Annotated in this window: 20 protein-coding genes, 2 tRNA genes and 3 rRNA genes; 24 read left to right on the forward strand and 1 reads right to left on the reverse strand. The window is 40.3% G+C overall.

The annotated features are described in order from the left end of the window. The first annotated feature begins 279 nt into the window (after positions 1-279). The 5 genes from HMPREF9706_RS05875 (at position 280) to HMPREF9706_RS05895 (ending at position 5,357) form a co-directional block, all read left to right on the forward strand. Positions 280-1,829, forward strand: a 16S ribosomal RNA gene (locus HMPREF9706_RS05875). 273 nt (positions 1,830-2,102) lie between these two features. Continuing rightward, positions 2,103-4,980, forward strand: a 23S ribosomal RNA gene (locus HMPREF9706_RS05880). 74 nt (positions 4,981-5,054) lie between these two features. Next, positions 5,055-5,170, forward strand: a 5S ribosomal RNA gene (rrf, locus tag HMPREF9706_RS05885). Together the 16S, 23S and 5S rRNA genes with 2 tRNA genes alongside form the textbook arrangement of a ribosomal RNA operon. 17 nt (positions 5,171-5,187) lie before the next feature. Further along, positions 5,188-5,260, forward strand: a tRNA-Asn gene (locus tag HMPREF9706_RS05890). 24 nt (positions 5,261-5,284) lie between these two features. Beyond that, positions 5,285-5,357 (forward strand) — tRNA-Thr (locus HMPREF9706_RS05895). Between the two features lie 369 nt (positions 5,358-5,726). On the opposite strand, the gene HMPREF9706_RS05900 is transcribed toward HMPREF9706_RS05895, so the two are convergent. Beyond that, positions 5,727-6,416 carry a YoaK family protein gene (locus HMPREF9706_RS05900; RefSeq protein WP_006908443.1) on the reverse strand — a complete coding sequence of 230 codons (690 nt, stop codon included), beginning with the start codon at positions 6,414-6,416 and terminating at the stop codon, positions 5,727-5,729. 171 nt (positions 6,417-6,587) lie between these two features. Here HMPREF9706_RS05900 and HMPREF9706_RS05905 point away from each other — a divergent pair, with 171 nt between their 5' ends. From HMPREF9706_RS05905 to HMPREF9706_RS05995, 19 genes are all read left to right on the forward strand, one after another. Continuing rightward, positions 6,588-6,908 (forward strand): PTS sugar transporter subunit IIB, encoded by a 321-nt coding sequence (locus HMPREF9706_RS05905; protein WP_006908444.1) that lies wholly within the window; start codon positions 6,588-6,590, stop codon positions 6,906-6,908. Beyond that, positions 6,901-7,236 carry a PTS lactose/cellobiose transporter subunit IIA gene (locus HMPREF9706_RS05910; protein ID WP_006908445.1) on the forward strand — a complete coding sequence of 112 codons (336 nt, stop codon included), beginning with the start codon at positions 6,901-6,903 and terminating at the stop codon, positions 7,234-7,236. Before HMPREF9706_RS05905 ends, HMPREF9706_RS05910 begins: the two co-directional genes overlap by 8 nt. A gap of 66 nt (positions 7,237-7,302) precedes the next feature. Further along, positions 7,303-8,475 (forward strand): haloacid dehalogenase-like hydrolase, encoded by a 1,173-nt coding sequence (locus HMPREF9706_RS05915; RefSeq protein WP_006908446.1) that lies wholly within the window; start codon positions 7,303-7,305, stop codon positions 8,473-8,475. A 68-nt stretch (positions 8,476-8,543) separates the two neighbouring features. Beyond that, complete coding sequence (locus tag HMPREF9706_RS05920) at positions 8,544-9,392, forward strand: hypothetical protein (RefSeq protein ID WP_006908447.1); 849 nt, start codon at positions 8,544-8,546, stop codon at positions 9,390-9,392. Positions 9,393-9,513: 121 nt separating this feature from the next. Next, positions 9,514-12,345, forward strand: coding sequence for an excinuclease ABC subunit UvrA (uvrA, locus tag HMPREF9706_RS05925; RefSeq protein ID WP_006908448.1), 2,832 nt, complete (start codon positions 9,514-9,516; stop codon positions 12,343-12,345). 172 nt (positions 12,346-12,517) lie between these two features. After that, a complete protein-coding gene (locus HMPREF9706_RS05930) occupies positions 12,518-14,200 on the forward strand; it encodes a DUF4097 family beta strand repeat-containing protein (RefSeq protein WP_006908449.1) in 1,683 nt (560 codons plus the stop codon). A 15-nt stretch (positions 14,201-14,215) separates the two neighbouring features. Further along, positions 14,216-14,503, forward strand: coding sequence for a PspC domain-containing protein (locus HMPREF9706_RS05935; RefSeq protein ID WP_006908450.1), 288 nt, complete (start codon positions 14,216-14,218; stop codon positions 14,501-14,503). Between the two features lie 269 nt (positions 14,504-14,772). Next, on the forward strand, positions 14,773-15,705 hold the full coding sequence (gene hprK, locus HMPREF9706_RS05940) for an HPr(Ser) kinase/phosphatase (protein ID WP_006908451.1): 933 nt from the start codon (positions 14,773-14,775) through the stop codon (positions 15,703-15,705). Positions 15,706-15,718: 13 nt separating this feature from the next. Then, the gene (gene lgt / locus HMPREF9706_RS05945) at positions 15,719-16,534 is read left to right on the forward strand and encodes a prolipoprotein diacylglyceryl transferase (protein WP_006908452.1); all 816 of its coding nucleotides are present in this window, start codon (positions 15,719-15,721) and stop codon (positions 16,532-16,534) included. Positions 16,535-16,548: 14 nt separating this feature from the next. Next, a complete protein-coding gene (locus HMPREF9706_RS05950) occupies positions 16,549-17,607 on the forward strand; it encodes an NAD(P)H-dependent glycerol-3-phosphate dehydrogenase (protein WP_006908453.1) in 1,059 nt (352 codons plus the stop codon). A gap of 5 nt (positions 17,608-17,612) precedes the next feature. Then, the gene (gene trxB / locus HMPREF9706_RS05955; protein ID WP_006908454.1) at positions 17,613-18,560 is read left to right on the forward strand and encodes a thioredoxin-disulfide reductase; all 948 of its coding nucleotides are present in this window, start codon (positions 17,613-17,615) and stop codon (positions 18,558-18,560) included. A gap of 30 nt (positions 18,561-18,590) precedes the next feature. Further along, positions 18,591-20,312 (forward strand): phospho-sugar mutase, encoded by a 1,722-nt coding sequence (locus tag HMPREF9706_RS05960; protein ID WP_006908455.1) that lies wholly within the window; start codon positions 18,591-18,593, stop codon positions 20,310-20,312. 49 nt (positions 20,313-20,361) lie between these two features. Then, entirely contained in the window at positions 20,362-21,276 is a 915-nt protein-coding gene (gene rapZ, locus HMPREF9706_RS05965; RefSeq protein WP_006908456.1) for an RNase adapter RapZ, read from the forward strand. Then, positions 21,263-22,288: a gluconeogenesis factor YvcK family protein gene (locus tag HMPREF9706_RS05970; RefSeq protein WP_006908457.1), complete on the forward strand. Its 1,026-nt coding sequence runs from the start codon at positions 21,263-21,265 to the stop codon at positions 22,286-22,288. Before rapZ ends, HMPREF9706_RS05970 begins: the two co-directional genes overlap by 14 nt. Before the next feature lie 30 nt (positions 22,289-22,318). Beyond that, positions 22,319-23,248, forward strand: coding sequence for a DNA-binding protein WhiA (whiA, locus tag HMPREF9706_RS05975; protein WP_006908458.1), 930 nt, complete (start codon positions 22,319-22,321; stop codon positions 23,246-23,248). A gap of 57 nt (positions 23,249-23,305) precedes the next feature. Next, positions 23,306-23,758: a single-stranded DNA-binding protein gene (locus HMPREF9706_RS05980; RefSeq protein ID WP_006908459.1), complete on the forward strand. Its 453-nt coding sequence runs from the start codon at positions 23,306-23,308 to the stop codon at positions 23,756-23,758. Positions 23,759-23,903: 145 nt separating this feature from the next. Then, positions 23,904-24,617, forward strand: coding sequence for a response regulator transcription factor (locus HMPREF9706_RS05985; RefSeq protein ID WP_006908460.1), 714 nt, complete (start codon positions 23,904-23,906; stop codon positions 24,615-24,617). A gap of 3 nt (positions 24,618-24,620) precedes the next feature. Beyond that, complete coding sequence (locus HMPREF9706_RS05990) at positions 24,621-26,066, forward strand: sensor histidine kinase (RefSeq protein WP_006908461.1); 1,446 nt, start codon at positions 24,621-24,623, stop codon at positions 26,064-26,066. Further along, positions 26,056-26,742 carry an NAD(P)H-dependent oxidoreductase gene (locus HMPREF9706_RS05995; RefSeq protein ID WP_016648661.1) on the forward strand — a complete coding sequence of 229 codons (687 nt, stop codon included), beginning with the start codon at positions 26,056-26,058 and terminating at the stop codon, positions 26,740-26,742. The genes HMPREF9706_RS05990 and HMPREF9706_RS05995 overlap by 11 nt, the downstream gene beginning before the upstream one ends. The last annotated feature ends 1 nt before the right edge of the window (position 26,743 follow it).

Below are 26,743 nucleotides of genomic sequence, written 5' to 3' on the forward strand. Positions count from 1 at the left end.
TAACACTTGTCCGATAAAGGACATCCGATCGAAAGAAAAAAACATTAAAAAAGTCATAAAAAATGTTTGACAAAGAAACGATCGCGTGGTAATATATAGAAGTTGTCACTTGAGAGGGCAACGAAAGCTCATTGAAAACTGAATAAAGACAAACACCAAAATGTGTAAGGGTTCTGATTGAGAAATCAGATCAATTCAATCGAAATAAATTCGAGACACTGCAGACAAGCAGGATAAAAAACAGTCAGCAAAAAATCAAGAGTCAAGAGACTCATGAACTTTCATGAGAGTTTGATCCTGGCTCAGGACGAACGCTGGCGGCGTGCCTAATACATGCAAGTCGAACGAACGGAGCTAGGAACTTGTTCCCGGCAAAGTTAGTGGCGCACGGGTGAGTAACACGTGGAGAACCTACCCTTTTGCGGGGGATAACCATTGGAAACGATGACTAATACCGCATAGAATCGCAGATCGCATGATCAACGAAGGAAAGACGGCTTCGGCTGTCGCAAAAGGATGGCTCCGCGGTGCATTAGCTAGATGGTGGGGTAACGGCCTACCATGGCAATGATGCATAGCCGACCTGAGAGGGTGATCGGCCACATTGGGACTGAGACACGGCCCAAACTCCTACGGGAGGCAGCAGTAGGGAATCTTCCGCAATGGGCGCAAGCCTGACGGAGCAACGCCGCGTGTGTGAAGAAGGTCTTCGGATCGTAAAGCACTGTTGTTAGAGAAGAACGACCGCTAGAGTAACTGTTAGCGGAGTGACGGTATCTAACCAGAAAGCCACGGCTAACTACGTGCCAGCAGCCGCGGTAATACGTAGGTGGCAAGCGTTGTCCGGATTTATTGGGCGTAAAGGGAGCGCAGGCGGTGACTTAAGTCTGATGTGAAAGCCCACGGCTCAACCGTGGAGGGTCATTGGAAACTGGGTCACTTGAGTGCAGAAGAGGAAAGTGGAATTCCATGTGTAGCGGTGAAATGCGTAGATATATGGAGGAACACCAGTGGCGAAGGCGACTTTCTGGTCTGTAACTGACGCTGAGGCTCGAAAGCGTGGGGAGCAAACAGGATTAGATACCCTGGTAGTCCACGCCGTAAACGATGAGTGCTAAGTGTTGGAGGGTTTCCACCCTTCAGTGCTGGAGTTAACGCAATAAGCACTCCGCCTGGGGAGTACGGCCGCAAGGCTGAAACTCAAAGGAATTGACGGGGACCCGCACAAGCGGTGGAGCATGTGGTTTAATTCGAAGCAACGCGAAGAACCTTACCAGGTCTTGACATCTCTTGCATAGCCTAGAGATAGGTGAAGCCCTTCGGGGCAAGAAGACAGGTGGTGCATGGTTGTCGTCAGCTCGTGTCGTGAGATGTTGGGTTAAGTCCCGCAACGAGCGCAACCCTTATCACTAGTTGCCAGCATTCAGATGGGGACTCTAGTGAGACTGCCGGTGACAAACCGGAGGAAGGTGGGGATGACGTCAAATCATCATGCCCCTTATGACCTGGGCTACACACGTGCTACAATGGATGGTACAACGAGCAGCGAACTCGCAAGGGCAAGCGAATCTCTTAAAGCCATTCTCAGTTCGGATTGTTCTCTGCAACTCGAGAACATGAAGCCGGAATCGCTAGTAATCGCGGATCAGCACGCCGCGGTGAATACGTTCCCGGGTCTTGTACACACCGCCCGTCACACCACGAGAGTTTGTAACACCCGAAGCCGGTGGCCTAACTTTATGAGGGAGCCGTCGAAGGTGGGACAGATGATTGGGGTGAAGTCGTAACAAGGTAGCCGTATCGGAAGGTGCGGCTGGATCACCTCCTTTCTAAGGAGTAATGGAAGATAAGGAAGAGGTAACTCTGCCCTTATCGGGAAAAATCCCAAAAGAACTTACACGGATTTGTCTTTATTTAGTTTTGAGTGAGCTTTAAAGCGAACTCAACTTGATCATTGAAAACTGAATAACACCAAACAAGATTGATCATTGACTCGGATGCGAGCAATGACAATCCATTATTTCTAAAAAGATATAATGAACCGAGAAATTGACCGAGTCTATAACGAAAGTTATAGAGTAAAAAATAAGCGAAAATATTGTGGTTAAGCAATGAAGGGCGCACGGTGAATGCCTTGGCACTAGGAGCCGATGAAGGACGCGACGAACAGCGATATGCTTCGGGGAGCGGTAAGTACGCTAAGAACCGGAGATTTCCGAATGGGGGAACCCGATACGGATAGACCCGTATCACTCGAAAGAGAGGTAGACGCAGAGAACTGAAACATCTAAGTACCTGCAGGAAAAGAAAATAAGAATGATTCCCTAAGTAGCGGCGAGCGAACGGGGAAGAGCCCAAACCAACGTGCATGCACGTTGGGGTTGAAGGACTCCAGGAAAGACTGAAACACTTAGTCGAAGCCCATGGGAAGGGGCGGCGAAGCGGGTGAGACCCCCTTAGACGAAAAGTGAGACAGCTTAGGAGTATCCTGAGTACGGCGGGACACGAGAAATCCCGTCGGAATCCACCAGGACCATCTGGTAAGGCTAAATACTCCCTAGTGACCGATAGTGAACCAGTACCGTGAGGGAAAGGTGAAAAGCACCCCGGGAGGGGAGTGAAAGAGTACCTGAAACCGTGTGCTTACAAGTAGTCAGAGCCCGTTAAGGGGTGATGGCGTGCCTTTTGTAGAATGAACCGGCGAGTGACGATTTGTGGCGAGGTTAAGTTGAAGAAACGGAGCCGAAGCGAAAGCGAGTCTGAATAGGGCGAGAGTCAAAGGTCGTCGACCCGAAACCAGGTGACCTACCCATGTGCAGGTTGAAGGTGTGGTAAGACACACTGGAGGACCGAACTAGGACATGTTGAAAAATGTTTAGATGACGTGTGGGTAGCGGAGAAATTCCAATCGAACTTGGAGATAGCTGGTTCTCTCCGAAATATATTTAGGTATAGCCTCAGAGGATGAGAGATGGAGGTAGAGCACTGTTTGGACTAGGGGCCCACACGGGTTACTGAATCTAGATAAACTCCGAATGCCAACTTGTTAACTCTGGGAGTCAGACGGCGAGTGATAAGATCCGTCGTCGAAAGGGAAACAGCCCAGCCCACCAGCTAAGGTCCCAAAGTACTTGTTAAGTGGAAAAGGATGTGGGGTTGCATAGACAGCTAGGATGTTGGCTTAGAAGCAGCCATCATTGAAAGAGTGCGTAATAGCTCACTAGTCGAGTGACCCTGCGCCGAAAATGTACCGGGGCTAAACAAGACACCGAAGCTGTGGATTTACTTTAGAGTAAGTGGTAGGAGAGCGTTCTATGTGCGGCGAAGGGGTACCGTAAGGAGCCTTGGAGCGCATAGAAGTGAGAATGCCGGTATGAGTAGCGAAAGATGGGTGAGAATCCCATCCACCGATAGACTAAGGTTTCCAGGGGAAGGCTCGTCCGCCCTGGGTTAGTCGGGACCTAAGCAAAAGCCGAACGGCGTATGCGATGGATAACAGGTAGAGATTCCTGTACTTGGGAAGACGTTTGAGCAATGGAGGGACACAGGAGGTAAGTCCACGCAGGCGGATGGAAGAGCCTGTAGAAGCAGTGAGTGTGCGAGTGAGTCAAATGCTTAGTCGCAGAAAGCATGAGCTGTGACCTGGAGCGAAGTAAAAGTAGCGAAGGTGGATCATCAAACTGTCGAGAAAAGCTTCTAGCGAGTCGAACCAACCCGTACCGCAAACCGACACAGGTAGTCAAGTAGAGAATACTGAGGTGAGCGAGAGAACTCTCGTTAAGGAACTCGGCAAAATGACCCCGTAACTTCGGGAGAAGGGGTGCACACGCAAGTGTGCCGCAGTGAATAGGCCCAGGCGACTGTTTATCAAAAACACAGGTTTCTGCTAAATCGAAAGATGATGTATAGGAGCTGACGCCTGCCCGGTGCTGGAAGGTTAAGAGGAGTGCTTAGCTTCGGCGAAGGTACGAATTGAAGCCCCAGTAAACGGCGGCCGTAACTATAACGGTCCTAAGGTAGCGAAATTCCTTGTCGGGTAAGTTCCGACCCGCACGAAAGGCGTAACGATCTGGGCACTGTCTCAACGAGAGACTCGGTGAAATTATAGTACCGGTGAAGATGCCGGTTACCCGCGACAGGACGGAAAGACCCCATGGAGCTTGACTGTAGCTTGATATTGAGTGTTTGTGTGACATGTACAGGATAGGTAGGAGCTTAAGAATTGTGTACGCCAGTATGCAAGGAGGCGTTGGTGGGATACTACCCTTGTGATATGAACCCTCTAACTCGCGTGAAGAACACGGAAGACAGTGTCAGGTGGGCAGTTTGACTGGGGCGGTCGCCTCCTAAAGAGTAACGGAGGCGCCCAAAGGTTCCCTCAGAATGGTTGGAAATCATTCAAAGAGTGCAAAGGCAGAAGGGAGCTTGACTGCGAGACCAACAAGTCGAGCAGGGACGAAAGTCGGGCTTAGTGATCCGGTGGTACCGCATGGAAGGGCCATCGCTCAACGGATAAAAGCTACCCTGGGGATAACAGGCTTATCTCCCCCAAGAGTTCACATCGACGGGGAGGTTTGGCACCTCGATGTCGGCTCATCGCATCCTGGGGCTGAAGTCGGTCCCAAGGGTTGGGCTGTTCGCCCATTAAAGCGGTACGCGAGCTGGGTTCAGAACGTCGTGAGACAGTTCGGTCCCTATCCGTCGCGGGCGTAGGAAATTTGAGAAGAGCTGTCCTTAGTACGAGAGGACCGGGATGGACACACCGCTGGTGTACCAGTTGTTCCGCCAGGAGCATCGCTGGGTAGCTATGTGTGGGATGGATAACCGCTGAAAGCATCTAAGCGGGAAGCCAGCTTCGAGATGAGATTTCCCAATCGCAAGATTTAAGACCCCTGAGAGACGATCAGGTAGATAGGCTAGGAGTGGAAGTTCAGTGATGAATGGAGCGGACTAGTACTAATCGGTCGAGGACTTAACCAAGACAATTTCAAGGGAAGTAGGGTGTTATTTAGTTTTGAGTGATGAAGAATCGCTCAAGGTGAAAGAGGGCACAGTGTGGTGATGAGGGCAAGAAGGATACACCTGTAACCATGCCGAACACAGAAGTTAAGCTTCTTAGCGCCGATGGTAGTGGGGACTTTGTTCCTGTGAGAGTAGGTCGTTGCCACGCGTGCTCGTTCATCTAATTCCGCCATAGCTCAGCTGGCAGAGCGCATGACTGTTAATCATGATGTCGTAGGTTCGAGCCCTACTGGCGGAGTGCTTTTTTTTTATAATAAATTATGCCGCCTTAGCTCAGTAGGTAGAGCGCTTCCATGGTAAGGAAGAGGTCGTCGGTTCAAATCCGACAGGTGGCTTATTTTTTTTGATTAAAAACGTGATTATAGCAAGGTTTTGAAGAGTTTAGACTTTTCAATGACCTTGCTTTTTAATTTGTAAAAAGGGATATAGAATCGGCGACTTTTCTGCAACTTTTGAGTTTTTACCGGTAACTTTTTAATGTTAGTATATTGACTTTATGCGGTCAATAAACCATATATTTGTGTGGTTTCCAGGATGATTCAAATAAGTTCGAAGAGATCCTTATAATGTGGACTAGGGTTATTAATAATTTAAGATAGAATTAATTAATTGATCAAAACTCCAAAAAATATAGCTTTGAGTATATTAGAATGAGAAGTAAAGATAGGGTTAATGGAAGCATCTCTTGCTTCCATTAACCCTATCTATTCGATATTTTTACTATTAATAATTAACCATCCTAGACTAATTAAATTAAAAATTATACAAATGATAATGGTACGGTGTGTTAAAAAGGGTTGAAATATGGCCATAATAAGAACACCGATAAAATAGGAAATAATTACCGAAGATATATAGATAAAATCTTGTTTGGCTTTCTGTTTACTCTCAATTTGCGGATGAATAAAATAATCAAAGGCATCTTCTGTCATTTTTCTTAAATTACCACTCATCATCATCGGTGTAAATGGAGTTCCATGAATTGTTCGAAATTCTTCATATTGACTGGAGACGCATAGAGTTAATAGTGCAATTGGTAGTAAGATAAAGCCTTGAGCTGTCATTATACCTGAAACGATAATAAGTAAAAGGGCAATTGCTAATACAAAGATGTCACGAAATACTTTATTTGATTGAAAGAATTTAAGATATCTAAGAGTTCGTGTTAAGGCGATACCAAGCATAAAGGTGATGATGGAAACAATGAAAGGGGCAAGATCGTTCCATTGTCCGGAACCAATGTGAATACCTAACTTAATAATATTTCCAGTTTGAAATCCGGCAAATACACCGGATAAATTCATGTAAGAAAAACTCGTTAGAGATCCGCCGGTTATAGTTAGTAAACAAGCATAGAGTAAACGTTCAGTTATTTGATTTTTTGTTGAATTCAATGATAAGCCTCCTTAATAGCCTTACTATTATAACAAATCATCCGTGTATTGACATACTTATATTAATGTTGCAGACTGACAAAATATCAATATTTTCTTTCAAACACTTGAAACCGTTTTATATTTTGGTTATTATATTATTAGGATCTTATCGAATGGAGGAATGCTTATATGGCAAAAAAAACAATTATGTTAGCATGTGGGACAGGAATGTCGACCAGTATGCTTTATTCAAAAATTCATAAAATTGTTGAAAATGAACATTTGGATTTAGAAGTGATTGCGTGTTCAGTTGCTGAAGCAAGACAATTGCTAGAAGAGAAGACTGTTGATGTTCTTTTATTGGGCCCTCAAGTGGCGTATTTAGCTAAAAAGATCCAAGAAAAACTGGCTGATAAAAATACGATCGTAGCAGCTATTAATCGAGATGATTATGGCTTAGCTAATGGACGTAAAATATTAGAACAGGCTCAGGCATTACTTAGTGAGTAATATTGATCGGGATATCGAAGGAAAACACGCGCAAGAAATTGCAATGACTCTAATTGCTAATGGTGGAGACGCGCGTTCTAAAGCGCTTGAGGCGATTGAAATGGCTAAGGATGGAGAGGTCGATCAGGCAAGCCAGTTGTTGACTTCGGCTCATGAGTCACTATTACAAGCTCATAAGGCACAAACATCTTTGCTGGTTCAAGAGAGTTCAGGCTATAGTATTGAATTATCGCTATTACTCATTCATGCTCAGGATCATTTAATGAATGCAATGACTATGGTTGATGTAGCTCAGTGTTTTATTGACTTATATGAAAAAATTAATTAATCTTATGAGAAGAAGCTGCTTAGTGTAAGCTTCTTTTTTTACAGTTTATATTCGGAGGACCGCTAGATGAGTGAATTTCAAACATATTTAAAAAAGGCAAATTGGGAACCCAAGCTATATGATCGTTTAAATCAATTAATTGATGATATGCAGTTATCGGGCAGTAAAGAACCATCTAATCAGGCGTATATGGTATTTGATTTTGATGAGACTTGTATTATCGGAGATATCGAAGATCATTTAACCTTATATCTAGTGGACCATTTAGCGTTTAGAATGACTCCAAAAGAATTTTTTAAAGTGATTCAACCAGATTTCTTGGATGTATATCAAAAATTAGGGCCTGCAAAGATACCTTTGGGGATACTAACTGAATCTTTAAGGACTGATTTTTCTTACCTTTATGATCTATATATAAAGGATAAGAAAAAAATAAAACGATTATCATTCCAAAAAGACCCAATATTTCTTTCTTTTAGAGCTAAGTTGATTTATTATTATCAGACAATTCATAGTATCTTTAAAATTCAAGAAACAAATTTTTGTCCTACATATTGGTTTCAAGGCTACGATGAAGAGTCCTTTTCTTATTTAGTAAAGGAAATTTGGAATACATATGAGGGCTTAAGACCTCGGCGGCGCTATTATCAAGCGATAATTATTGTAGATGGTTCGAAAGTTCAGCTTGAATCTTACTTACAGGTGGGTCTTCGATATAATGAAGAAGTGATTCAGTTAATGCGGGTTGCCAATCAGCATGGGATTTTATCTTATGTTGTGTCCGCTAGTCCTTACGCATTAATTCGGGATTCGGTTTTACAAGATCCTTTAGAATTGCCATTACAACAGATTTTTGGAGTTCCACATGTTTTAACTAACGAAGGAAAGTTGACGGCAGCGATTTCTAAAGATTGGCCGATTCCTATCTCGGTTGGTAAAGTATCACTAATTAATGAGGTATTGTTAGCTAAACATGGAGGAAGGGGACCGATTGCTGTTTTTGGTGACAGCATGGGCGATTATCCGATGTTAATGGCTTTTCCAGATACACAAGTAAGTGTCCTGATCAATCGTGTTCTCGATAATCGTACAAAAGATATTATCACTCTATCTGAATCGAAAGATCCTAATATTGCAAATCGTTATTTTATTCAGGGAAGGGACGAGAACATGGGGGTTTGGAGACCTTCAACATCTTCGATTTTATTTGGAAAACAGATTAGTCAAAAGACGATATAATGGAAATAAATGGATAGTTTTATACTGACTTATGTTATAATGAGCTTTAAGAAAAGGAGTGAGAATTTATGCTAGGTAAAGCTTTTAAAGAATTAAAAGCGCATTTTGGATTTTATATTTCATTGATTACCATTCAAGTTATTTTAATTTTATTTATCACGATGGTATCTGGTTGGTTTTCTCCAATGGAAAATATGTTATTAAATACAACAGGCGGTTCAAGCACTGATTATAGTGCTATTATTTATCAATTAAGTACAAATTCATCATGGGTTCCAGTAGTTATCGGATTGATAACGTCATTATTTACATTGATGTTGTCTATGCTCACTCAAAGAAGTATTTTTCAAAAGTTAAATTTTCCGGAAATGCGACTAGGTGAAGCGGCTTATTTTAATACAGGGTTAGCTGATTGGCTAAGGTTGCCAATCAAGTTGTTTTTATTGACATTGTTTTCAGGCTTAATTCAAGCCGGTGCCTTCATGCTGTTTATAGGTCCTGTTGTTTTGATGAGTGGAAACCAAATGACACCTATGAAGCTAGGTTTCGCTATAGTGTTTGCCTTGATTATTACTCTTATAGTGAACACTTTATTCATTTCCATCAATTATCTAGTTGCTTATGATGTAGAAAGAAAGTATGGTCTTTGGGCTACTTTTACAAAGAGTATACGGATTGGGCGTAAATATTTTGGACGTTTTTTAGGAATGATTCTGTTAACTGCATTATTATCATTTATTTTTGGGGGTCTTCCTTTTGTATTGATTGCCGTCTATTACAGAATCATTGTTAATCCAATACTGATTATTGGGTTGGCAGTACTAATAGTATTTTTGTTAGGTTATTTTGTGATTTATCCCTGGATTATGATTTATATATCTTTAGTTATGAATGAAATTTTTGCCGTTGAGTATTAAGAATTTTTGAAAATCCCCGTGTTCAGGGGGTTTTTTATTGACAAATAAAGCGAACAATTGTTCTTGAATATTGAAATGTGATATAATGATCTTACTATTCTAATAAAGGAGGAGCGTTGCCGTGTCAAAAAATAAAATTGTGATCAAGGGGGCACGCACCCATAATTTAAAAAATATTAATTTAGAAATTCCGCGAGATAAGCTGGTTGTCATTACCGGACTTTCTGGCTCAGGTAAATCATCATTGGCTTTCGATACATTATATGCTGAAGGGCAAAGACGCTATGTGGAAAGTCTATCCGCCTATGCCCGCCAATTTTTAGGTCAAATGGATAAGCCGGATGTTGATTCGATTGAAGGGTTGAGCCCAGCTATTTCAATTGATCAAAAAACAACTTCTCAAAATCCACGATCGACTGTAGGAACTGCTACAGAAATTAATGATTTTTTGCGGTTGCTTTTTGCCCGAGTAGGGACACCTTATTGTCCACATCACCATGTTCCTATTGAAAAACAATCGGTTGAACAAATGGTAGATCGGATCCTTGAGTTGCCAGAGCGCAGTAAAGTTCAGATTTTATCTCCAAGAATTAGAGATAAAAAAGGGCAACATAAAAAAGAGCTCGAAAATATTGCCAAGGAAGGATATGTTCGAGTTCGTATTGATGGGGTAATCTATGATTTAACAGAAGTTCCTGAGTTGGATAAGAACAAAAAACACACTGTTGACGTTGTGGTAGATCGGATAGTTATTAAAGAGGGGATTCGATCTCGATTATTTGATTCTGTTGAAACAGCGGTTCGTTATTCGGATGGGTATGTGATTGTTGATGTAATAGGTGATGAACCGCTCTATTTTAATGAACATTATGCTTGTCCATTTTGTGATTTTTCAATTGATGAATTGGAGCCACGGCTTTTTTCTTTTAACGCACCTTTTGGGGCTTGCCCAGCTTGTGATGGGATAGGGTCTCGATTAACTCCGGATGAGGAATTGATTATCCCTGATCCAAGTTTAACTCTAAGTCAAGGAGCGTTTGCTCCCTGGGGGAAAAAGGGATCGGGCTATTATGCCTCTATGTTAGAGCAATTTGCAGAAAGTTATGGGATCGACATGGAGATACCTTATCAAGATTTGCCAGCTCAACATCAAGAAGTGTTAAAATATGGTGATCCTGCTCATGTATTTAAATTTTCCTTTACGAGTTATAGGGGAAATCGTAAAAAAACAGCAGATCATATTTTTGAGGGAGTCTTTAATAATATTGAACGCAGGTATCAAGAAACGGCTTCGGAGAGTATGCGCGATGTTTTAAGAAATTATATGCATGAATTAGTGTGTCCGACCTGTAAAGGCCAGCGCTTGAATCAAAAAGCACTATCAGTTCAAATTCAGCAGCATAATATAGCACAAGTTGATGAACTTTCGATTGAAAAGGCGATTGCCTTTATTCAAAGTTTAGACTTTTCTGAACATGATCAGCTTATCGCAAAACCCATTGTTAAAGAAATTTCTGATCGTTTAAGTTTTTTGAATGATGTTGGTTTAGAATATTTGACACTTGATCGAATAGCAGGATCCTTGTCCGGCGGGGAAGCTCAGCGGATTCGCTTGGCCACACAAATTGGCTCTCAGTTAAGTGGGGTTCTTTATATTTTGGATGAACCTTCAATCGGTTTACATCAAAGAGATAATGATCGATTGATTCATTCTTTGGTACAAATGCGAGATTTAGGAAATACTTTGATTGTAGTAGAGCATGATGAAGATACAATGCGACAGTCGGACTATCTGATTGATATTGGTCCAGGAGCAGGTGAAAATGGCGGTTATGTCACAGCAGCAGGAACTCCTAAGCAAGTGATGGCCAATAAAAAATCATTAACGGGTAAGTATTTACGAGGAGAGGAAAAAATAGAAGTACCTGAATCACGGCGGAATGAGGATTTGGGGTGGATTCGAATTACCGGGGCGAATGAAAACAATTTAAAAAACCTCACTGTAGATTTTCCGATAGGGCGGTTGACTTGTGTGACGGGTGTTTCGGGATCCGGTAAGTCCAGCTTGGTTAATCGTATATTGAAAATTGCTTTAGCGAAACGTCTAACGTCGACTCAAGAAAGACCGGGTAGCTTCAAAGAAATATCAGGCTATGAAGATTTGGAAAAAGTGATTGATATCGATCAAAGTCCGATTGGACGGACACCTCGATCAAATCCCGCAACTTATACTTCTGTTTTTGATGATATACGTGAACTTTATGCACAAACTAATGATGCTAAGATGCGTGGTTACGATAAAGGACGTTTTTCTTTTAATGTGAAGGGAGGGCGGTGTGAAGCTTGTCAAGGTGGTGGTATCACTAAGATCGAGATGCACTTTTTGCCAGATGTATATGTTCCATGTGAAGTTTGTCAAGGCGCTAGATATAATTCTGAAACCTTAGAGATAAAATACAAGGGTAAAAATATCGCAGAAGTATTAGATATGACGGTAGATGAAGCCCTTAAATTCTTTAGTGTTCACCCTAAAATTGCCAGAAAACTTCAAACACTTCAGGATGTTGGTTTAGGTTATGTTCGTTTAGGACAATCGGCAACGACTTTGTCTGGTGGAGAAGCTCAACGGATGAAGTTAGCTTCTGAATTGCATCGAGTTTCTTCAGGTAAGACACTTTATATTCTTGATGAGCCAACAACTGGCCTTCATGCTCATGACATTCGTAAATTATTGTCAGTTTTGGACCGTCTAGTGGAAGCTGGAAATACCGTTGTTGTTATTGAACACAATCTTGATGTCATCAAAACGGCTGACTATTTGATTGACTTGGGACCCGAAGGTGGTGATAAGGGAGGCGAGCTGATCGCTTATGGAACACCAGAGGAAGTGGCTAAAAATAAAAATAGTTATACGGGGCAATATTTAGCCAAAATTTTAAGTGATAGTTATTAAGTTATCAATTGAAATATAGCTATACGATAAAAATCATTGAAACCATCCATTGCTTATTTTATAAGTGGTGGATGGTTTTTATTAAAATCAGCCTGAAGACCTAGGATATGGAAGAAGGATCGTGTCATAATTAGAACCATAAGGAACAAGTATCGGTTGAGGAGGTAGTAAAATGAATGAAAAAGAACGTATCATTGAATTGGTTCGTAATAATATCATTAGTATGGATGAAGCATTACGTCTTTTAGAAGCGGGTGGTTACGAAAAAGAAAGTATTAACACAGAAAGTAAGAAGACAAGCTTTAATCAAACAAGTAAAAGGGACATTAATGAATTAAGTGGCAAGATCGGAACTTTACTTGACAGAGTGGTCCGTACAAGCACTTCACTCGCTGAAGAAGTGGGAGATGTTGGAAGAAAAGCTTTTAAGGATTTGAACCAGTCATTGGGTAAAGTTAAAGAAAGGAGTGTCTCATCCCGCTCAGAAGAAATAAGGGGAGAAGAACCAGCAACGGCACAGGAAAATCCAGTAGATTTTGAGGAATCAGTCGATCATGTGTCTCATTATCAAGAGATTTTACAAGGTTTAAATAATGATTTGATCGTTGTTCAGCAACGCCTACGAGAGTATGAAGTACTTCAGGAGATTGAGAATTTAACGGAGGATCAATTACAAAATCGGTCTGAGCTTAATGAAAAAGAAGATAACTTGAACCGACAAATAGAAGCGGTGAAAGCAAAAATCGATTTGGCCCTAGAAGATCAAGCTAATTTTAATGCGGATAAATCAGGCGAAAGCAATACTGATGGACGCGCTTTTGCTGAAAAAGTGAAGCAGTCCGCTGATTCTATTACGGAAAAAGCGATTTTATTCAGTGAAGAAGCTGGTCGTGAGGGTGGACGAATTGGCAAACAGGTGTCTGATTTTGTGAAAGCTAAGTTAAAGGACTTGAAAGTTAATAAAGAGTCATTCGCGAATTTTTCTTGGTCATCAGCTCAAAAGATCGATCATGAATTTGTGTACGAGTTAGATACAATTAAGTCGATCGACATTGATGTATTAATGGGAGACGTTGATCTGTTAAGTTATGAGGGTGATCAAGTTAGATTGGATAGCCATTTTCTTTATCAAGGAGATGTTCAAGATATTGATCTTAATCAAATATTAGAATTGGCTACGATTGAATTACAAGATCAAACATTAAAGGTTGCGATTAAGAATCCTCAATTAACAATGGATATGCAGCTATGGCTTCCAAATAAAATGTATGAAGATATCCATGTGGTATCCTTGAATGGTGATTTGAATTTTAAAGCGGTCGAATCCCAGAATGTCCATCTTGTGGCGATGCGAGGAGATATTTCTGCTTACGAATTAAATACATCGGATCTGACGATAGAAAGTAAGCTAGGGGATGTGGATATTAAAGGTGTCAAAGTTGATAAGTTAGACGTGGATCTACTTAATGGTGATATTTTGATTAAAGATTCATTGATCCAGGATGTAAAAGTTGAAAATGTGAATGGTGATATTAGATTAGATGGGGATGTTCATCAGTTAAACGCTAATTCTGTTAATGGAGATGTCTACTTAACTAAGAGAAATAGATCGAATGACCCGATTAACATTACGGGTGTTCGCGGAGATGTTAAAATTAGCTTGCCTGAACAACAAGCTTTTCAGGCAAATTTATCAACTACGACCGGTGATATTCATCATCGTTTGAATCAGTTCCAAGTTATTTCTTCGGACCGCAAGCGTATGCAAGTAAGTCGGAGACAGGATGATGAGGAAGTATTAGATATCGAAGTGACTTTAACCATGGGCGACATATATTTAAAAGATAGGGAATAATAAGGAGGAATTTTTGTGGCACATAAAAAGACTTTAACATTATCATCAACAAACAAACGTTTTTTAGGTGTTTGTGGGGGCTTAGGTGAATACTTCAATATTGATCCGATAATTTTCCGCATCCTATTTATTTTCGCATTCTTTACCGGTGGGAGTGGATTACTGTTGTATTTGATATTGGCCTTCATTATACCTACAGATTATCAAAAAGTTGGACGATATCAAACCCGTCATCGTTTTGATGAATCTAATAGAGAAGATGTTACACCGGAGGATGAGGAAGATATGTGGAGTGATTTTTAAGCCTTAGTTTACATTATCTATTTAAGAATAATTAAGGTTGAGGCATATTGTCGATTCATAAAAAAATAGCAAGTATCATTGAGCGTATTGCTCTTAATTTGCGGGGACTCTTGTCGTTTTAAGGGTTTAGAGAAGACCCATTTTATCATCAAAATGATGTAGTTTAGGGAGGCTGAGGTATTAATATCTCAGCCTTCCTTTGTTTATAACTAGTTATTAGATTCGGATTATGATACCATTTAGCCAGGAAATTAATTGGAGGGATCCTTGTGAATAAATATGTAACAGTGGAGGAGCTCGTTGATACCTTGGATGTTAAGTTGGTAGCTGGTGCCGAGTTTATGAATCGACAGATTATTTCCTCTGAAGTATCAAGGCCAGGGTTAATTTTGGCTGGATTTAAGGATTACTATCCGAGCGAGCGTATTCAATTAATCGGACGAACAGAAATTGCTTATCTTCAAGCGCAATCAAGCCAAGAGCGGATTGAAAAATTTCGATTAATTTGTCGTCATGATACGCCTGCGATCGTGATTGCAAGAGGGATCGTTGTCCCTGCTGAATTAGCTTTAGTTTCAAATGAAATGAAGGTTCCTGTCCTATCTGCCCGTTCTAAGACATCACGTGTGTTGGCTAATCTAACTAATTATCTAGAAGGAAAATTGGCGGAACGTTTTTCGAAGCATGGTGTCTTTTTAGAAGTTTTTGGGATGGGTGTATTAATTACCGGAACTTCGGGTGTTGGTAAGTCAGAAACCGCTTTAGAATTGATACAAAGGGGACATCGCTTGATTGCAGATGATCGGGTTGAATTTTATATGATTGATGAACTAACCTTGATCGGAGAAGCTCCAGAAATTTTGCAGAATTTATTAGAGATTCGTGGACTAGGTATTGTCGATGTGATGAGTCTCTATGGCGTTTCAGCGATCGTACGTTCTAAGAGTTTGGAATTGATTATTGAAATGGTGTTAGATGATGGGCAGATTGAATATGACCGTTTAGGATCTAAACAAGAATATGAACGTATTTTTGATGTTCAAATACCAAGAATTCGTATCCCTGTAAAAAGCGGGCGAAATTTAGCAGCGATCATTGAAGCAGCGGCGATGAATTTCAGAGCCACTCAGATGGGTTATGATGCAACAGAAAGTTTTAATCAAAAATTAGATGCGTTGATACGAGCAAATCGTGAGGGATAGAAGAGGGGCGATTATGTTTTTTGCAAAAATTGATCCAGTTGCCTTTAGAATTGGAGCTTGGCCTGTTCGTTGGTACGGGTTACTCATTGGACTGGGAATGGTTATTGCATACAGTTTATTTATGAGGGAAGTTCGTCGTAAGGGAATGGATGAAGACCAAGCTTTTGATTTGATGTTTTGGGCGATTGTTATTGGTTTTATAGGTGCACGTTTGTATTACGTTCTTTTTTCTTGGGAAGCCTATCAGTTAGATCCGTTAAGCATTCTTTTTATTTGGCAAGGAGGCTTAGCGATTTATGGGGGTGTGATCGCCGGAGGTATTGTTTTATATTATTTTGCTAGACGTTACCAGCAACCTTTATTTCTATGGTTAGACATGGCGGTCCCTTCATTAATGTTTGCTCAAAGTATTGGCCGTTGGGGCAACTTTATTAATCAAGAAGCTTATGGACGAATTGTTGATCTGACTAGTTTAAAATCTCTTCACTTGCCGCAGTTTATGATTGAGCACTTATGGATTGAAGGAGCTTATCGAGAGCCAACTTTTTTATATGAGTCTTTATGGAACCTATTTGGCGGATTAATCTTACTTTGTTTGCGTCGGATGAATCAGCATTTGAAACTTGGAGAAATGACTTGTTTTTACTTGATCTGGTATGGAATCGGGCGATCATTTATAGAAGGATTGAGAAGTGATAGTTTGTATTTTGCTGGCTTTAGAATTTCTCAAGTTGTCTCCATTTTAATGGTGGTTGGAGGTATAATGCTCGGTATTCTGCGTAGAAAAAATCCGAATATCCCTTATTATTCAGACAGTAATATAATGTAAAAAGGAATGAGAATATGAAAGTAACAATTTTAGGAACAGGCTCATGGGGAACAGCCTTAGCAAAAGTACTAGCCGACAATCAGGTTAATGTTCAAATGTGGGGGATTGAGCAGGATGTTATTAAAGAAATAAATGACCAACATCAAAATTCTTCCTATTTACCAGGACTTGAACTTGCCCCCGTCATAAAGGCAACGAATGATTTAGAGAAAGCTGTAACAGCTTGCGAATTGCTTGTGTTTGCAGTGCCAACGAAGGCTATTCGAAAAGTTGCTGAATCAATTGTCCCTATTTTAAGTAGATCTAAAACACGTCCTATTATTATGCATGTTAGTAAGGGGCTGGAGCAGGGAAGCCATTTAAGAATCTCTCAGGTTATTGAAGCAACGATTCCTCGGGAATTATTTCAAGCGATTGTGGTTCTTTCAGGTCCTAGTCATGCTGAGGAAGTGGCGAAAGAAGATATTACCACAATTACAGCAGCGTCCACTTCCTTAGAGGCTGCGCAAAAAATTCAAACGCTATTTATGAATGATTATTTTAGAGTCTACACGAATACGGATGTGATTGGTGTTGAGATGGGAGCAGCTTTAAAAAATATTATTGCTCTTGCCTCCGGAATTTTACATGGGTTAGATTATGGAGATAATGCAAAAGCAGCATTAATTACACGGGGTTTAGCAGAAATAACCCGCTTAGGGATAAAGATGGGTGCAGATGTTTTAACATTTTCGGGCTTGAGCGGGGTTGGTGATTTAATTGTAACTTGTACCAGCGTTCATTCTAGAAATTGGCAAGCAGGGAACCTGTTAGCTCAGGGTTATAATGTAGAGGAAGTAGAGAAGCGAGTTCATATGGTTGTTGAAGGGATCTTTACAACAAAGGCAGCATATGAGTTGAGTCAAGAATACCAAGTGGATATGCCGATTACAGCGGGTTTATATCAAATTTTGTATGAAGGTGCCTCACTGAAAACAGTCATCCAAGAATTGATGGGTCGACCTGGTAAACAAGAAGCTTCTTTGGCTTCACACCAAGAAGAATGGGCGAAAAATCAAGTGAAGGGAGAATGATCGTAATGGCAAAGGAATCACTAGTAAAAGAACATGTGGATGTTGTGATCGTTGGAGCAGGACCCGCTGGGTTAACAGCTGCCCTATATGCTTCGAGGGCTAATTTAAAAACAGTCATGATTGAACAGGGTTTACCGGGGGGAGAGGTGAATAATACCGCAGATGTCGAAAATTATTTGGGTTATCCATTAATTTCTGGTCCGGAATTAGCTGAAAAAATGTATCAAAGTGCTATGGTATTTGGTGTAGACCATGTGATGGGGCAGGTAACCAAAATTGATATTGAGGGAGAGGCTAAGCTGGTGTATACCTCCGATAAGTGTTTTATTAGTAAGGTGCTTATTCTGGCTACTGGTTGCCAACATCGAAAATTAGGATTAGATAGCGAAATGCGACTCAATGGGAAAGGTGTATCTTATTGTGCAGTTTGCGATGGCTTCTTCTTCCGTGATAAAGACCTAGTTGTTGTAGGTGGTGGCGATTCGGCAGTTGAAGAAGCGACTTATTTAACCCAGTTTGCTTCTAAAGTAACTATTATTCATCGGCGAGATCAATTGCGTGCACAAAAGCTATTGCAAGACCGGGCATTTAATCATCCAAAGATTCATTTTATTTGGGATAGTGTCGTGGAAGAAGTGGTGGGAGATCAAGCGGTTGAAGCGGTTCGCATAAAGTCTTTAAAGGATCAAAAAGATAGTCTTGTGCCTTGTCAGGGCGTATTTATTTATATAGGGCTAGTTCCGAACACATCACTCGTTACATCATTAGGGATTTGTGATGAAGAGGGTTGGATTATAACGAATGAGCGGATGGAGACCTCGATTCCCGGCGTTTTCGCGGTGGGTGATGTGCGTCAAAATACTTTGCGTCAAATTGCTACAGCTGTAGGCGATGGAAGTCGAGCAGGTCATCAAGCTTATTTATATCTTCAAGAAATGGATGCTAACAAATAAGTTAATAGATAATAGAAAGGTGGGATTGTAATGGACTGGCGTATAGAATATCAACGATGGAAAGAATATGGACAATTAGATGACCAGCTTAGAGCGAACTTAGAGGAGCTTACCCCTACGCAGGCCGAGGATGCTTTTTCAAGCTATTTATCATTTGGTACTGCAGGAATGCGCGGTATAATGGGGGCTGGATTGAATCGGATGAACGTATATACTGTTCGTCAGGCAACAGAAGGTTTGGCGCGGTTAATTGAAGATCAAGGTAAGGAAGCTATGGAACGCGGTGTGGTTATCGCCTATGATTCGCGCCACCAATCCAGTGAATTTGCAATGCAAGCAGCCTTGGTATTAGGGTATCATGGAATTAAAGTCTATTTGTTTGAGTCCTTGCGTCCCACTCCGGTCTTATCTTTTTCAGTACGTCATTTAAAAGCTTATGCAGGCATTATGATTACAGCTAGTCATAATCCATCAGAATATAATGGATATAAGGTTTATGGTGAAGATGGTGGGCAAATGCCACCTGCACTAGCGGACCGATTAAGCCAATCGGTAGCTGCAATTCAAGATATTTTAACCATTCCCTTTGGAGATAAGACAACATTATTGGGTTCGGGTCAAATTGAGATCATTTCTGATCGATTAGATCAGGCTTATTTGGATCAAATGAGGACTGTTACTTTGCAAAAAGATTTGATTAATCAAGCGGGAGATCAAGTAAAAATTGTCTATACACCATTACATGGAGCAGGTTTGTATTTGGGACTGAAGGCTTTACATCAAGCGGGATTTTCACAGGTTCATGTTGTGGAAGACCAGGCACAAGCTGATGGAGATTTTCCAACTGTGAAGTATCCTAACCCAGAATCTCCAGCGGCCTTTGATATGGCTGAACAGTTAGCGCAGGTTATTGATGCGGATGTTATATTGGCGACTGATCCAGATGCAGACCGTTTAGGCGCGATGATTCGTAATGAGACGGGCACATTTCAGTTATTGACAGGGAATCAGATTGCTGTTTTGATGCTGGATTATTTGCTCACGATTAAGTCTCAATCTGGAGATTTACCAAGTGATGGTGTAGTTATAAAATCAATTGTCTCCACGGACTTAGTAGAATGTTTAACTAGGCAGTACCAAGTAGAATTAGTCGAGGTTTTAACCGGCTTTAAGTATATCGGTGAAAAAATTAAGCAGTATGAACAGAATCAGTCACATTCCTTTTTGATGGGATTTGAAGAAAGTTATGGTTATTTATTAAAAACTTTCGCTAGAGATAAAGATGCTATCCAAGCTTTGGTATTTATTTCAGAATTAACGGCGTATCATAAGCAACAAGGTAACAGTTTGTCAGAGGTATTAGAACAAATCTACCAACGTTATGGTTATTACTATGAAGAGACCCTTTCGTTTGATTATCCTGGTTTAGGTGGACGTGATCAAATGAAGAAAATGATGACACAATTGAGAGAAATGGCACTTAAAGAATTAGCTGATTTTAAAGTGATTGAAACGATTGATTGCCTATCGGGTATCCGTTCTTGTGAAGATGGGCATCAAATACCATTAGTTTATCCTAAGTCAGATGTTCTTAAGTACCGTTTGACACCTAATGCTTGGTTTGCTTTAAGGCCTAGTGGGACAGAGCCTAAAATAAAGCTTTATTTAGGTGTAGTAGATAAAAATAAAGAAGAGGCAATGATGAAGGCGGAGCAGTTAAAAGAAGCAGCACGTACTCTTTTGCAAGTCTAAATCCAAAAAAGCGTTGTTGAAAGCTAAATGATAGAAATGAGGATCGGTTATGTCAGAAGGTTTAGAGCTAGTAATTATCACTGGGATGAGTGGAGCGGGGAAAACTGTAGCCGTGCAGTCTTTGGAAGATTTGGGTTACTATTGTATTGATAATATGCCACCAAAATTGCTGCCTACTTTTTGGCGTTTGATGCAGGAAACTGGGAAAATTACGAAAATTGCCTTGGTTATTGACTTAAGAACGCGGGAATTCTTTGATGAATTGACTTCGGTGATGGCTCAAATGGATGGAGATCAGGCTGTGACTAGTCAGATTTTATTTTTGGAAGCAGATGATAAAACTTTAGTTGCCCGATATAAAGAGAGTAGAAGAAGTCACCCCTTATCTCAAGGGACGCACGAGGCTACTTTGGCAGCGATCCAGAAAGAGCGGGCTTTATTAGCGTCAATTCGTGGGCGTTCTCAGTGGATTATCGATACTTCTAAGATGAAGCCACGAGAATTAAGGGCAAAGATTATGTCTCATTTTTCAGCGGAAGACCGGTCACAATTTGTCGTGAATGTGATTTCTTTTGGCTTTAAATATGGACTGCCGATTGATGCGGATTTGGTGATGGACGTTCGCTTCTTACCAAATCCTTACTATGTTGATGACTTAAAAATATTAACCGGCTTGGATCGTCCGGTCTATGATTATGTGATGAATCAACCGGAGACAGAAACTTTTTATCAAAAATGGATAGATTTGATAAATTATTGCTTGCCATATTATAAGCGAGAAGGTAAAAGTCAGTTAACGATTGCGGTGGGATGTACGGGGGGTCAACATCGATCTGCAGCGATGGCGGAGCGTCTAGGCGAAGATTTAATTCGTCAAAAATATATGGTTAAAGTTTCTCATCGAGATAAGGATCGCAATCAACAACAAGTAATTAAGAAGGTAGAGGCTAATGGATCAAATTAATAAAGGGCGATTTAAAGTAGCTGTTATTGGGGGCGGCACCGGGCTACCAGTTATTCTAAAAGGACTAAAAAAGTTAGATGCCCATATTACGGCTATTGTGACGGTCGCTGATGATGGTGGATCCTCAGGGATTATTCGAGATTATGTGAATGTGGTTCCACCGGGAGATATTCGTAATTGTATGGTGGCGTTGTCGCAAATGGATCCGATCTTATTGGAGCTTTTTCAGTATCGCTTTAATACAGATGATGACTTTTTAGCGGGACACGCTATAGGTAATCTAGTGATTGCGGCATTGAAAGAGATGTCGGGATCCTTGAGTGAATCCATTGATGTCTTGTCAAAATACATGAAAATCCAAGGGCATATCTATCCTGCGGCTGAGGAGCCTTTGATTTTGAATGCTTTGTTTGAGGATGGATCCATTGCAGTTGGTGAATCTAAAATTGCTCAGCATCGAAAAAAAATAGAAGAAGTTAATGTCACGACCTTAAGTGGTCATCGGGCGATCAAAGCCTCGGATCATGTTGTAGAAGCAATCATGACGGCGGACTTGGTAGTGTTAGGTCCGGGTAGTTTATATACGTCGATCTTGCCTAACTTGATGATTGAAGAGATAGGGGAAGCGATTAAAGAAAGTCCCGCTCAGGTTGTCTATATATGCAATATTATGACTCAATTAGGAGAAACAGAAAACTTTACCGATGCAGATCATGTTGCGGTCTTGCATAAGCATTTAAAGGCTAACTTTATTGATACAGTGTTGGTTAATACGACCCCAGTACCTGAGGAATATATCAAAAATCAACCCAATGAAGAGTATTTATTACAAGTTAAGCATGATTTTGAGGCGTTGCGGCAACAAGGTTGTCGGGTCATTTCAAGTGAGTTTTTGAATATGACCCAGGGAGGCGCCTACCATGATACAAATAAAGTTGTTCAGGAACTAAGTTATCTATTAGAAACTAGTAAATTAAATGCCAAAAATCATTTAACTCGGGCTTCTTATTAATGAGCCAGAGTGAGAATAAGGAGCGATCAAATGACGTTTGCTTCAGATATAAAAAAAGAATGTACCCTGCTTGAAGTGCACCATGAGCATGCTAAAGCAGAATTAGCGGCTTTGATTCGGATGAACGGCTTGCTCAATATACAAAGGCAACGGTTGATCTTAGATGTTCAAAGCGAAAACGCAGCGATTGCTCGACGGATTTATACTTTGATTAAAGATCAATTTTCCAATGAAGGCGAATTAATTGTTAGACGGAAGATGAAGCTAAAGAAGAATAATGTTTATATCGTACGTTTTCGTCAGGGGGTTTTAGACCTTCTGAATGAATTAGAAATTTGGGATCAAGGAGAAATCCAGACGGATGTTTCATCAAAGTTATTGTTGGATGAACAAAAGAAACGGTCTTATTTAAGAGGAGCATTTTTAGCAGGGGGGTCGGTTAATACGCCCACTGCTAATTCTTATCATCTTGAGATTTACTCCAATTATGAAGATCATAGCGATTCTTTGTGTAAGATGATGAATGATTTTTCTTTGAATGCCAAAATAACAAAACGCCGACGAGGCTATATTGTCTATATTAAAGAAGCGGAAAAGATTGCTGATTTTCTTGCTGTGATTGGTGCTACAAGGGGAATGTTAGCGTTTGAAGATATTCGAATTGTTAGAGATATGCGTAACTCAGTGAATCGACTGGTTAACTGTGAGAATGCTAATCTTAATAAAGTAATTGATGCTTCACAAAAGCAAGTTGAAGCGATTAAGTTGATTCAATCGACCAAAGGGCTTCAGGTATTGCCCGAAAAACTAAGACAAATAGCAGAATTCCGGCTTGAAAATCCTGATTTAAGCTTAAAAGAATTAGGTCATCAAGTGCCAGGAGGACCGATATCTAAATCAGGTGTTAATCACCGCTTAAGGAAGATCATTCAAATTGCAGAGCAAATTCAAAATGAATAGCGCAAATGATGGCTGATAGACTATCTAGTTATTAGTAATGATTTAAGGAGGATATCGATGAACCAGATAGTTTTTGTCGGTCGAATTTGCCGAGATATTGAAATAAAATCCGCTGGTGAAAATTCTAAAGTGGTCAATAATGCGTTAGCTATTCCGAGGACCTATCGTGATCGTAATGGGGAGACTATTACCGATTTTATTCCATTTGTGGCTTGGAATGGCTTAGCGACGATGTTGCATAAGTTTGCTTGTAAGGGGCAACGTATCGCCATTTCTGGCATGATGCAAAGTCGAAAGTATCAGGATAAAGATAATAAGTCGGTTTATGTGATTGAATGTCATGCCCAAGAAATTGAGTTATTGGATCGGCCGTCGGCTAAGAGTAAAGAAGATCAAAGTTTTAAGAATGGTGGCTCAGAGTCAGATGACGAGACCAAGGAAAGTATGCAGATTGCAAGAGAAATGGTCGATCAAGTGATTGATCAATTGAAAGAAGAGTCCACGGTATAAACGGAAAAGTTTAATATACTAATTTGAAGAACTTATGGCGAGAGTGTCATAGGTTCTTTTTTTATGATTGCGATGTGATTTAGGGGGTTTTAAGGTATAATGAGGTTGGAAGGTTTAAGGCTAGCCAAAGAAAGGAATGAGAATAATGAAGATATTGATGATCGAAGATAATAGTTCAGTGTGTGAAATGATGGGAATGTTTTTTGAAAAAGAAGCATTTGAAGCTAGCTTTTATGGAGATGGAAAAGAAGGCTTTGATGCCTATCAAGCGGATCCTGAAATATGGGATCTAGTAATTTTGGATTTAAACTTGCCTTCTATGGATGGGATGACAATTTGTCGAAAAATGCGTGAAATTTCAAAAGAAACACCGATTATTATGTTGACAGCACAAGACTCTGAGTCGGATCAGGTTATTGGTTTAGAGATGGGAGCAGATGATTATGTGACTAAGCCATTTAGTCCGCTAACTTTACTAGCTCGTATGAAGGCACTTCACCGCCGTGCTCATATTTCAATGAAGGATCATCCAACTCAAGAAGAGGACCAATTTAATATTCAGACCGATACCGTCAAAATTAATACCACAACACGTGAGGCTTATTATAATGAGCAACTTGTTGAAAATTTAACGCCCAAGGAATTTGAGTTATTAGTTATGTTTGCTAAGCATCCAAAGCGTGTCTTTACCCGGGAGCAGCTTTTAAAAAGCATTTGGGAAGACCCTTTTTATGGTGATGAACGGACAGTTGACGCTCATATTAAAAAATTAAGACAAAAACTTGAAAATTATGGTCCTCAGTTAATTCAAACCGTTTGGGGTGTGGGATATAAATTTGACGAGCATGATGGGGAATAAACTATGAAGTTCTTGTGGCAACAGATCATTGTCTTTTTCGTGGTTTTGTTAACAGCCTTATCGATCTCTGCTTATGGGATCTCACATTATATGGAAAAACATATCTATAATGAACGGGAGAATCAATTACTGCTATATGGTGAAAATATTGTTAATAATGCTTTTTCACGCAATGATCTGGTTATCGCTTCGCAATTGCTAGCAAGTGAGAAGATAATGATCCAAGTGTATCTATCGGATGGGCGGATAATCTATCCTACTTATGATCAACGTTTTTCCTCAAAACTGAGTCAGAGTGACCTGGATCAAATTGCGAATGGTCGAAGTATCGGACTTAGGTTCTCACAACGACTAGTGAACCCATCAACTCAGGAACAAATGGCTACAGTGTATATTCCGTTAGAGGAGAATCAAGTTGCAGGATTTCCTTCGGGTTTTATTTCTTTAGGAGCCCCTTTAGAAGATTTGGAAGTCCAGGTTTCAACCATGCAGCGACAGATTTTTATATCTTATTTAGTGGCGAGTTTTGTGGGAGTATTAATAAGTATTGTGTATTCTCTTTACCAAACAAAAAAACTGAAGCATTTACAAAAAGCGACACAAGAGATTGCTGCTGGGCACTATCAAGTGGAGGTAAATACGGAAGGAAAAGATGAGTTTGCGGATTTAGCACGCGATTTTCAATTAATGGCCGATTCGTTGGTGGAGTATCAAGCAGAAATTAAGCGGCAGGAAAGTCTAAGACGGCAATTTATGATGGATGCTGCTCATGAAATGCGAACTCCGTTGACCACCATGTCTGGTCTCTTGGAAGGCTTACAGTACGATATGATTCCTGAGAGTCAAAAAGCACGTTCCTTGGAATTGATTCAGTCGGAAACAAAACGTTTGACCCGGCTTGTGAATGAAAATTTGGATTATGAAAAGATACGAAGTCGGCAGATCGTTCTTAAAAAAACAGCCATTAAGGGTAAGACTTTGTTTGAGCATTTGAAAACACAAATGCAAACGAAGGCAGATGATAAAAATGATCGCATTGTTATCCAAGCTAGCGATGATCTGATTATATGGGCAGATTATGATCGTCTTTTGCAAATACTCATTAATTTAGTAAATAATGCTATTCAATTTTCTAGTGATAGTGATATCCAAATTTTAGGATCCATGGAGGACGAAGGATCCATGATTCAAGTTAAAGACCATGGCATCGGGATTGAAGCTGAAAAGATTAAGTTGATTTGGGAAAGATTTTATAAAGTAGATGTTTCACGTAAAAGTACCAAGTTTGGCGAATCAGGGATTGGTTTAGCGGTAGTTCAGTCATTAGTCGAAGCTCATGAAGGAAAAATTGAAGTGGAGAGTGAAGAAGGTCAGGGTACGACCTTCACTATTCGCTTGCCACATCAAAATGGCACCAGTGAGGAAAAGGAGTCAAATAATGATGACTAGTTTAGTCTTAATTGCTCATGATCAATTAGCAGAATCAGGTAGTCAACAATTTTTAATCGAGAGCGGTCATTCTTTGGCAGAAGTTGAGTATGTGGATCTGTATGATCAATGGAAAAATAAAGGGGATTTTGATTCTGATCAAGAAATAGCCCGTATCTTATCCTACGACCAACTCTTTTTGCAATTTCCTATTTATTGGTACCAAGCTCCCTTCATCTTAAAGGTATGGTTGGATCAAGTTTTTAGCCAAGATAAGTTGAATCGACGCTTACATCAACGATTACAAGGACATCCTTTGGGGATCATTACGGTTGCTGGGAGTCAGTCGGATGATTATCAATTTTATGGACGGCAAAAAATTACCCTTTCTTCGATGTTGGCACCTTATTACGCCTGGGCTAATTATTTTGATTTAAAAACATTTTCGCCTTTTTCAATCTTTCAATATCATTATTTAACGGAGTCAGAAAGGTTGGAGCTAATGATTGATTATTCTTTGTATCTTAATGAAGGAAAAGTTCATGATTTTAAAGCTCGGCAAGAATATATTATTAAGCTAGTAAATAATTTAAAGTTAGATCTTTCCGATGTTGATCAATGGCTGTTTGACCAATTTTTGGAGAAGCTAAATGAACAAAAAGAAGACTTGCATTTTTTTGAAGAAATGGAGTGGTAAC

The organism is Facklamia hominis CCUG 36813 (assembly GCF_000301035.1).
Classification (GTDB): Bacteria; Bacillota; Bacilli; order Lactobacillales; family Aerococcaceae; genus Facklamia; species Facklamia hominis.

Bases quoted from the DNA above. Each gene is read 5' to 3' on its own strand.
- HMPREF9706_RS05905 (WP_006908444.1), top strand. From the start codon at position 6,588: ATGGCAAAAAAAACAATTATGTTAGCATGTGGGACAGGAATGTCGACC.
- HMPREF9706_RS05915 (WP_006908446.1), top strand. From the start codon at position 7,303: ATGAGTGAATTTCAAACATATTTAAAAAAGGCAAATTGGGAACCCAAG.
- HMPREF9706_RS05920 (WP_006908447.1), top strand. From the start codon at position 8,544: ATGCTAGGTAAAGCTTTTAAAGAATTAAAAGCGCATTTTGGATTTTAT.
- HMPREF9706_RS05930 (WP_006908449.1), top strand. From the start codon at position 12,518: ATGAATGAAAAAGAACGTATCATTGAATTGGTTCGTAATAATATCATT.
- lgt (WP_006908452.1), top strand. From the start codon at position 15,719: ATGTTTTTTGCAAAAATTGATCCAGTTGCCTTTAGAATTGGAGCTTGG.
- HMPREF9706_RS05950 (WP_006908453.1), top strand. From the start codon at position 16,549: ATGAAAGTAACAATTTTAGGAACAGGCTCATGGGGAACAGCCTTAGCA.
- trxB (WP_006908454.1), top strand. From the start codon at position 17,613: ATGGCAAAGGAATCACTAGTAAAAGAACATGTGGATGTTGTGATCGTT.
- HMPREF9706_RS05960 (WP_006908455.1), top strand. From the start codon at position 18,591: ATGGACTGGCGTATAGAATATCAACGATGGAAAGAATATGGACAATTA.
- rapZ (WP_006908456.1), top strand. From the start codon at position 20,362: ATGTCAGAAGGTTTAGAGCTAGTAATTATCACTGGGATGAGTGGAGCG.
- HMPREF9706_RS05970 (WP_006908457.1), top strand. From the start codon at position 21,263: ATGGATCAAATTAATAAAGGGCGATTTAAAGTAGCTGTTATTGGGGGC.
- whiA (WP_006908458.1), top strand. From the start codon at position 22,319: ATGACGTTTGCTTCAGATATAAAAAAAGAATGTACCCTGCTTGAAGTG.
- HMPREF9706_RS05980 (WP_006908459.1), top strand. From the start codon at position 23,306: ATGAACCAGATAGTTTTTGTCGGTCGAATTTGCCGAGATATTGAAATA.
- HMPREF9706_RS05985 (WP_006908460.1), top strand. From the start codon at position 23,904: ATGAAGATATTGATGATCGAAGATAATAGTTCAGTGTGTGAAATGATG.
- HMPREF9706_RS05990 (WP_006908461.1), top strand. From the start codon at position 24,621: ATGAAGTTCTTGTGGCAACAGATCATTGTCTTTTTCGTGGTTTTGTTA.
- HMPREF9706_RS05995 (WP_016648661.1), top strand. From the start codon at position 26,056: ATGATGACTAGTTTAGTCTTAATTGCTCATGATCAATTAGCAGAATCA.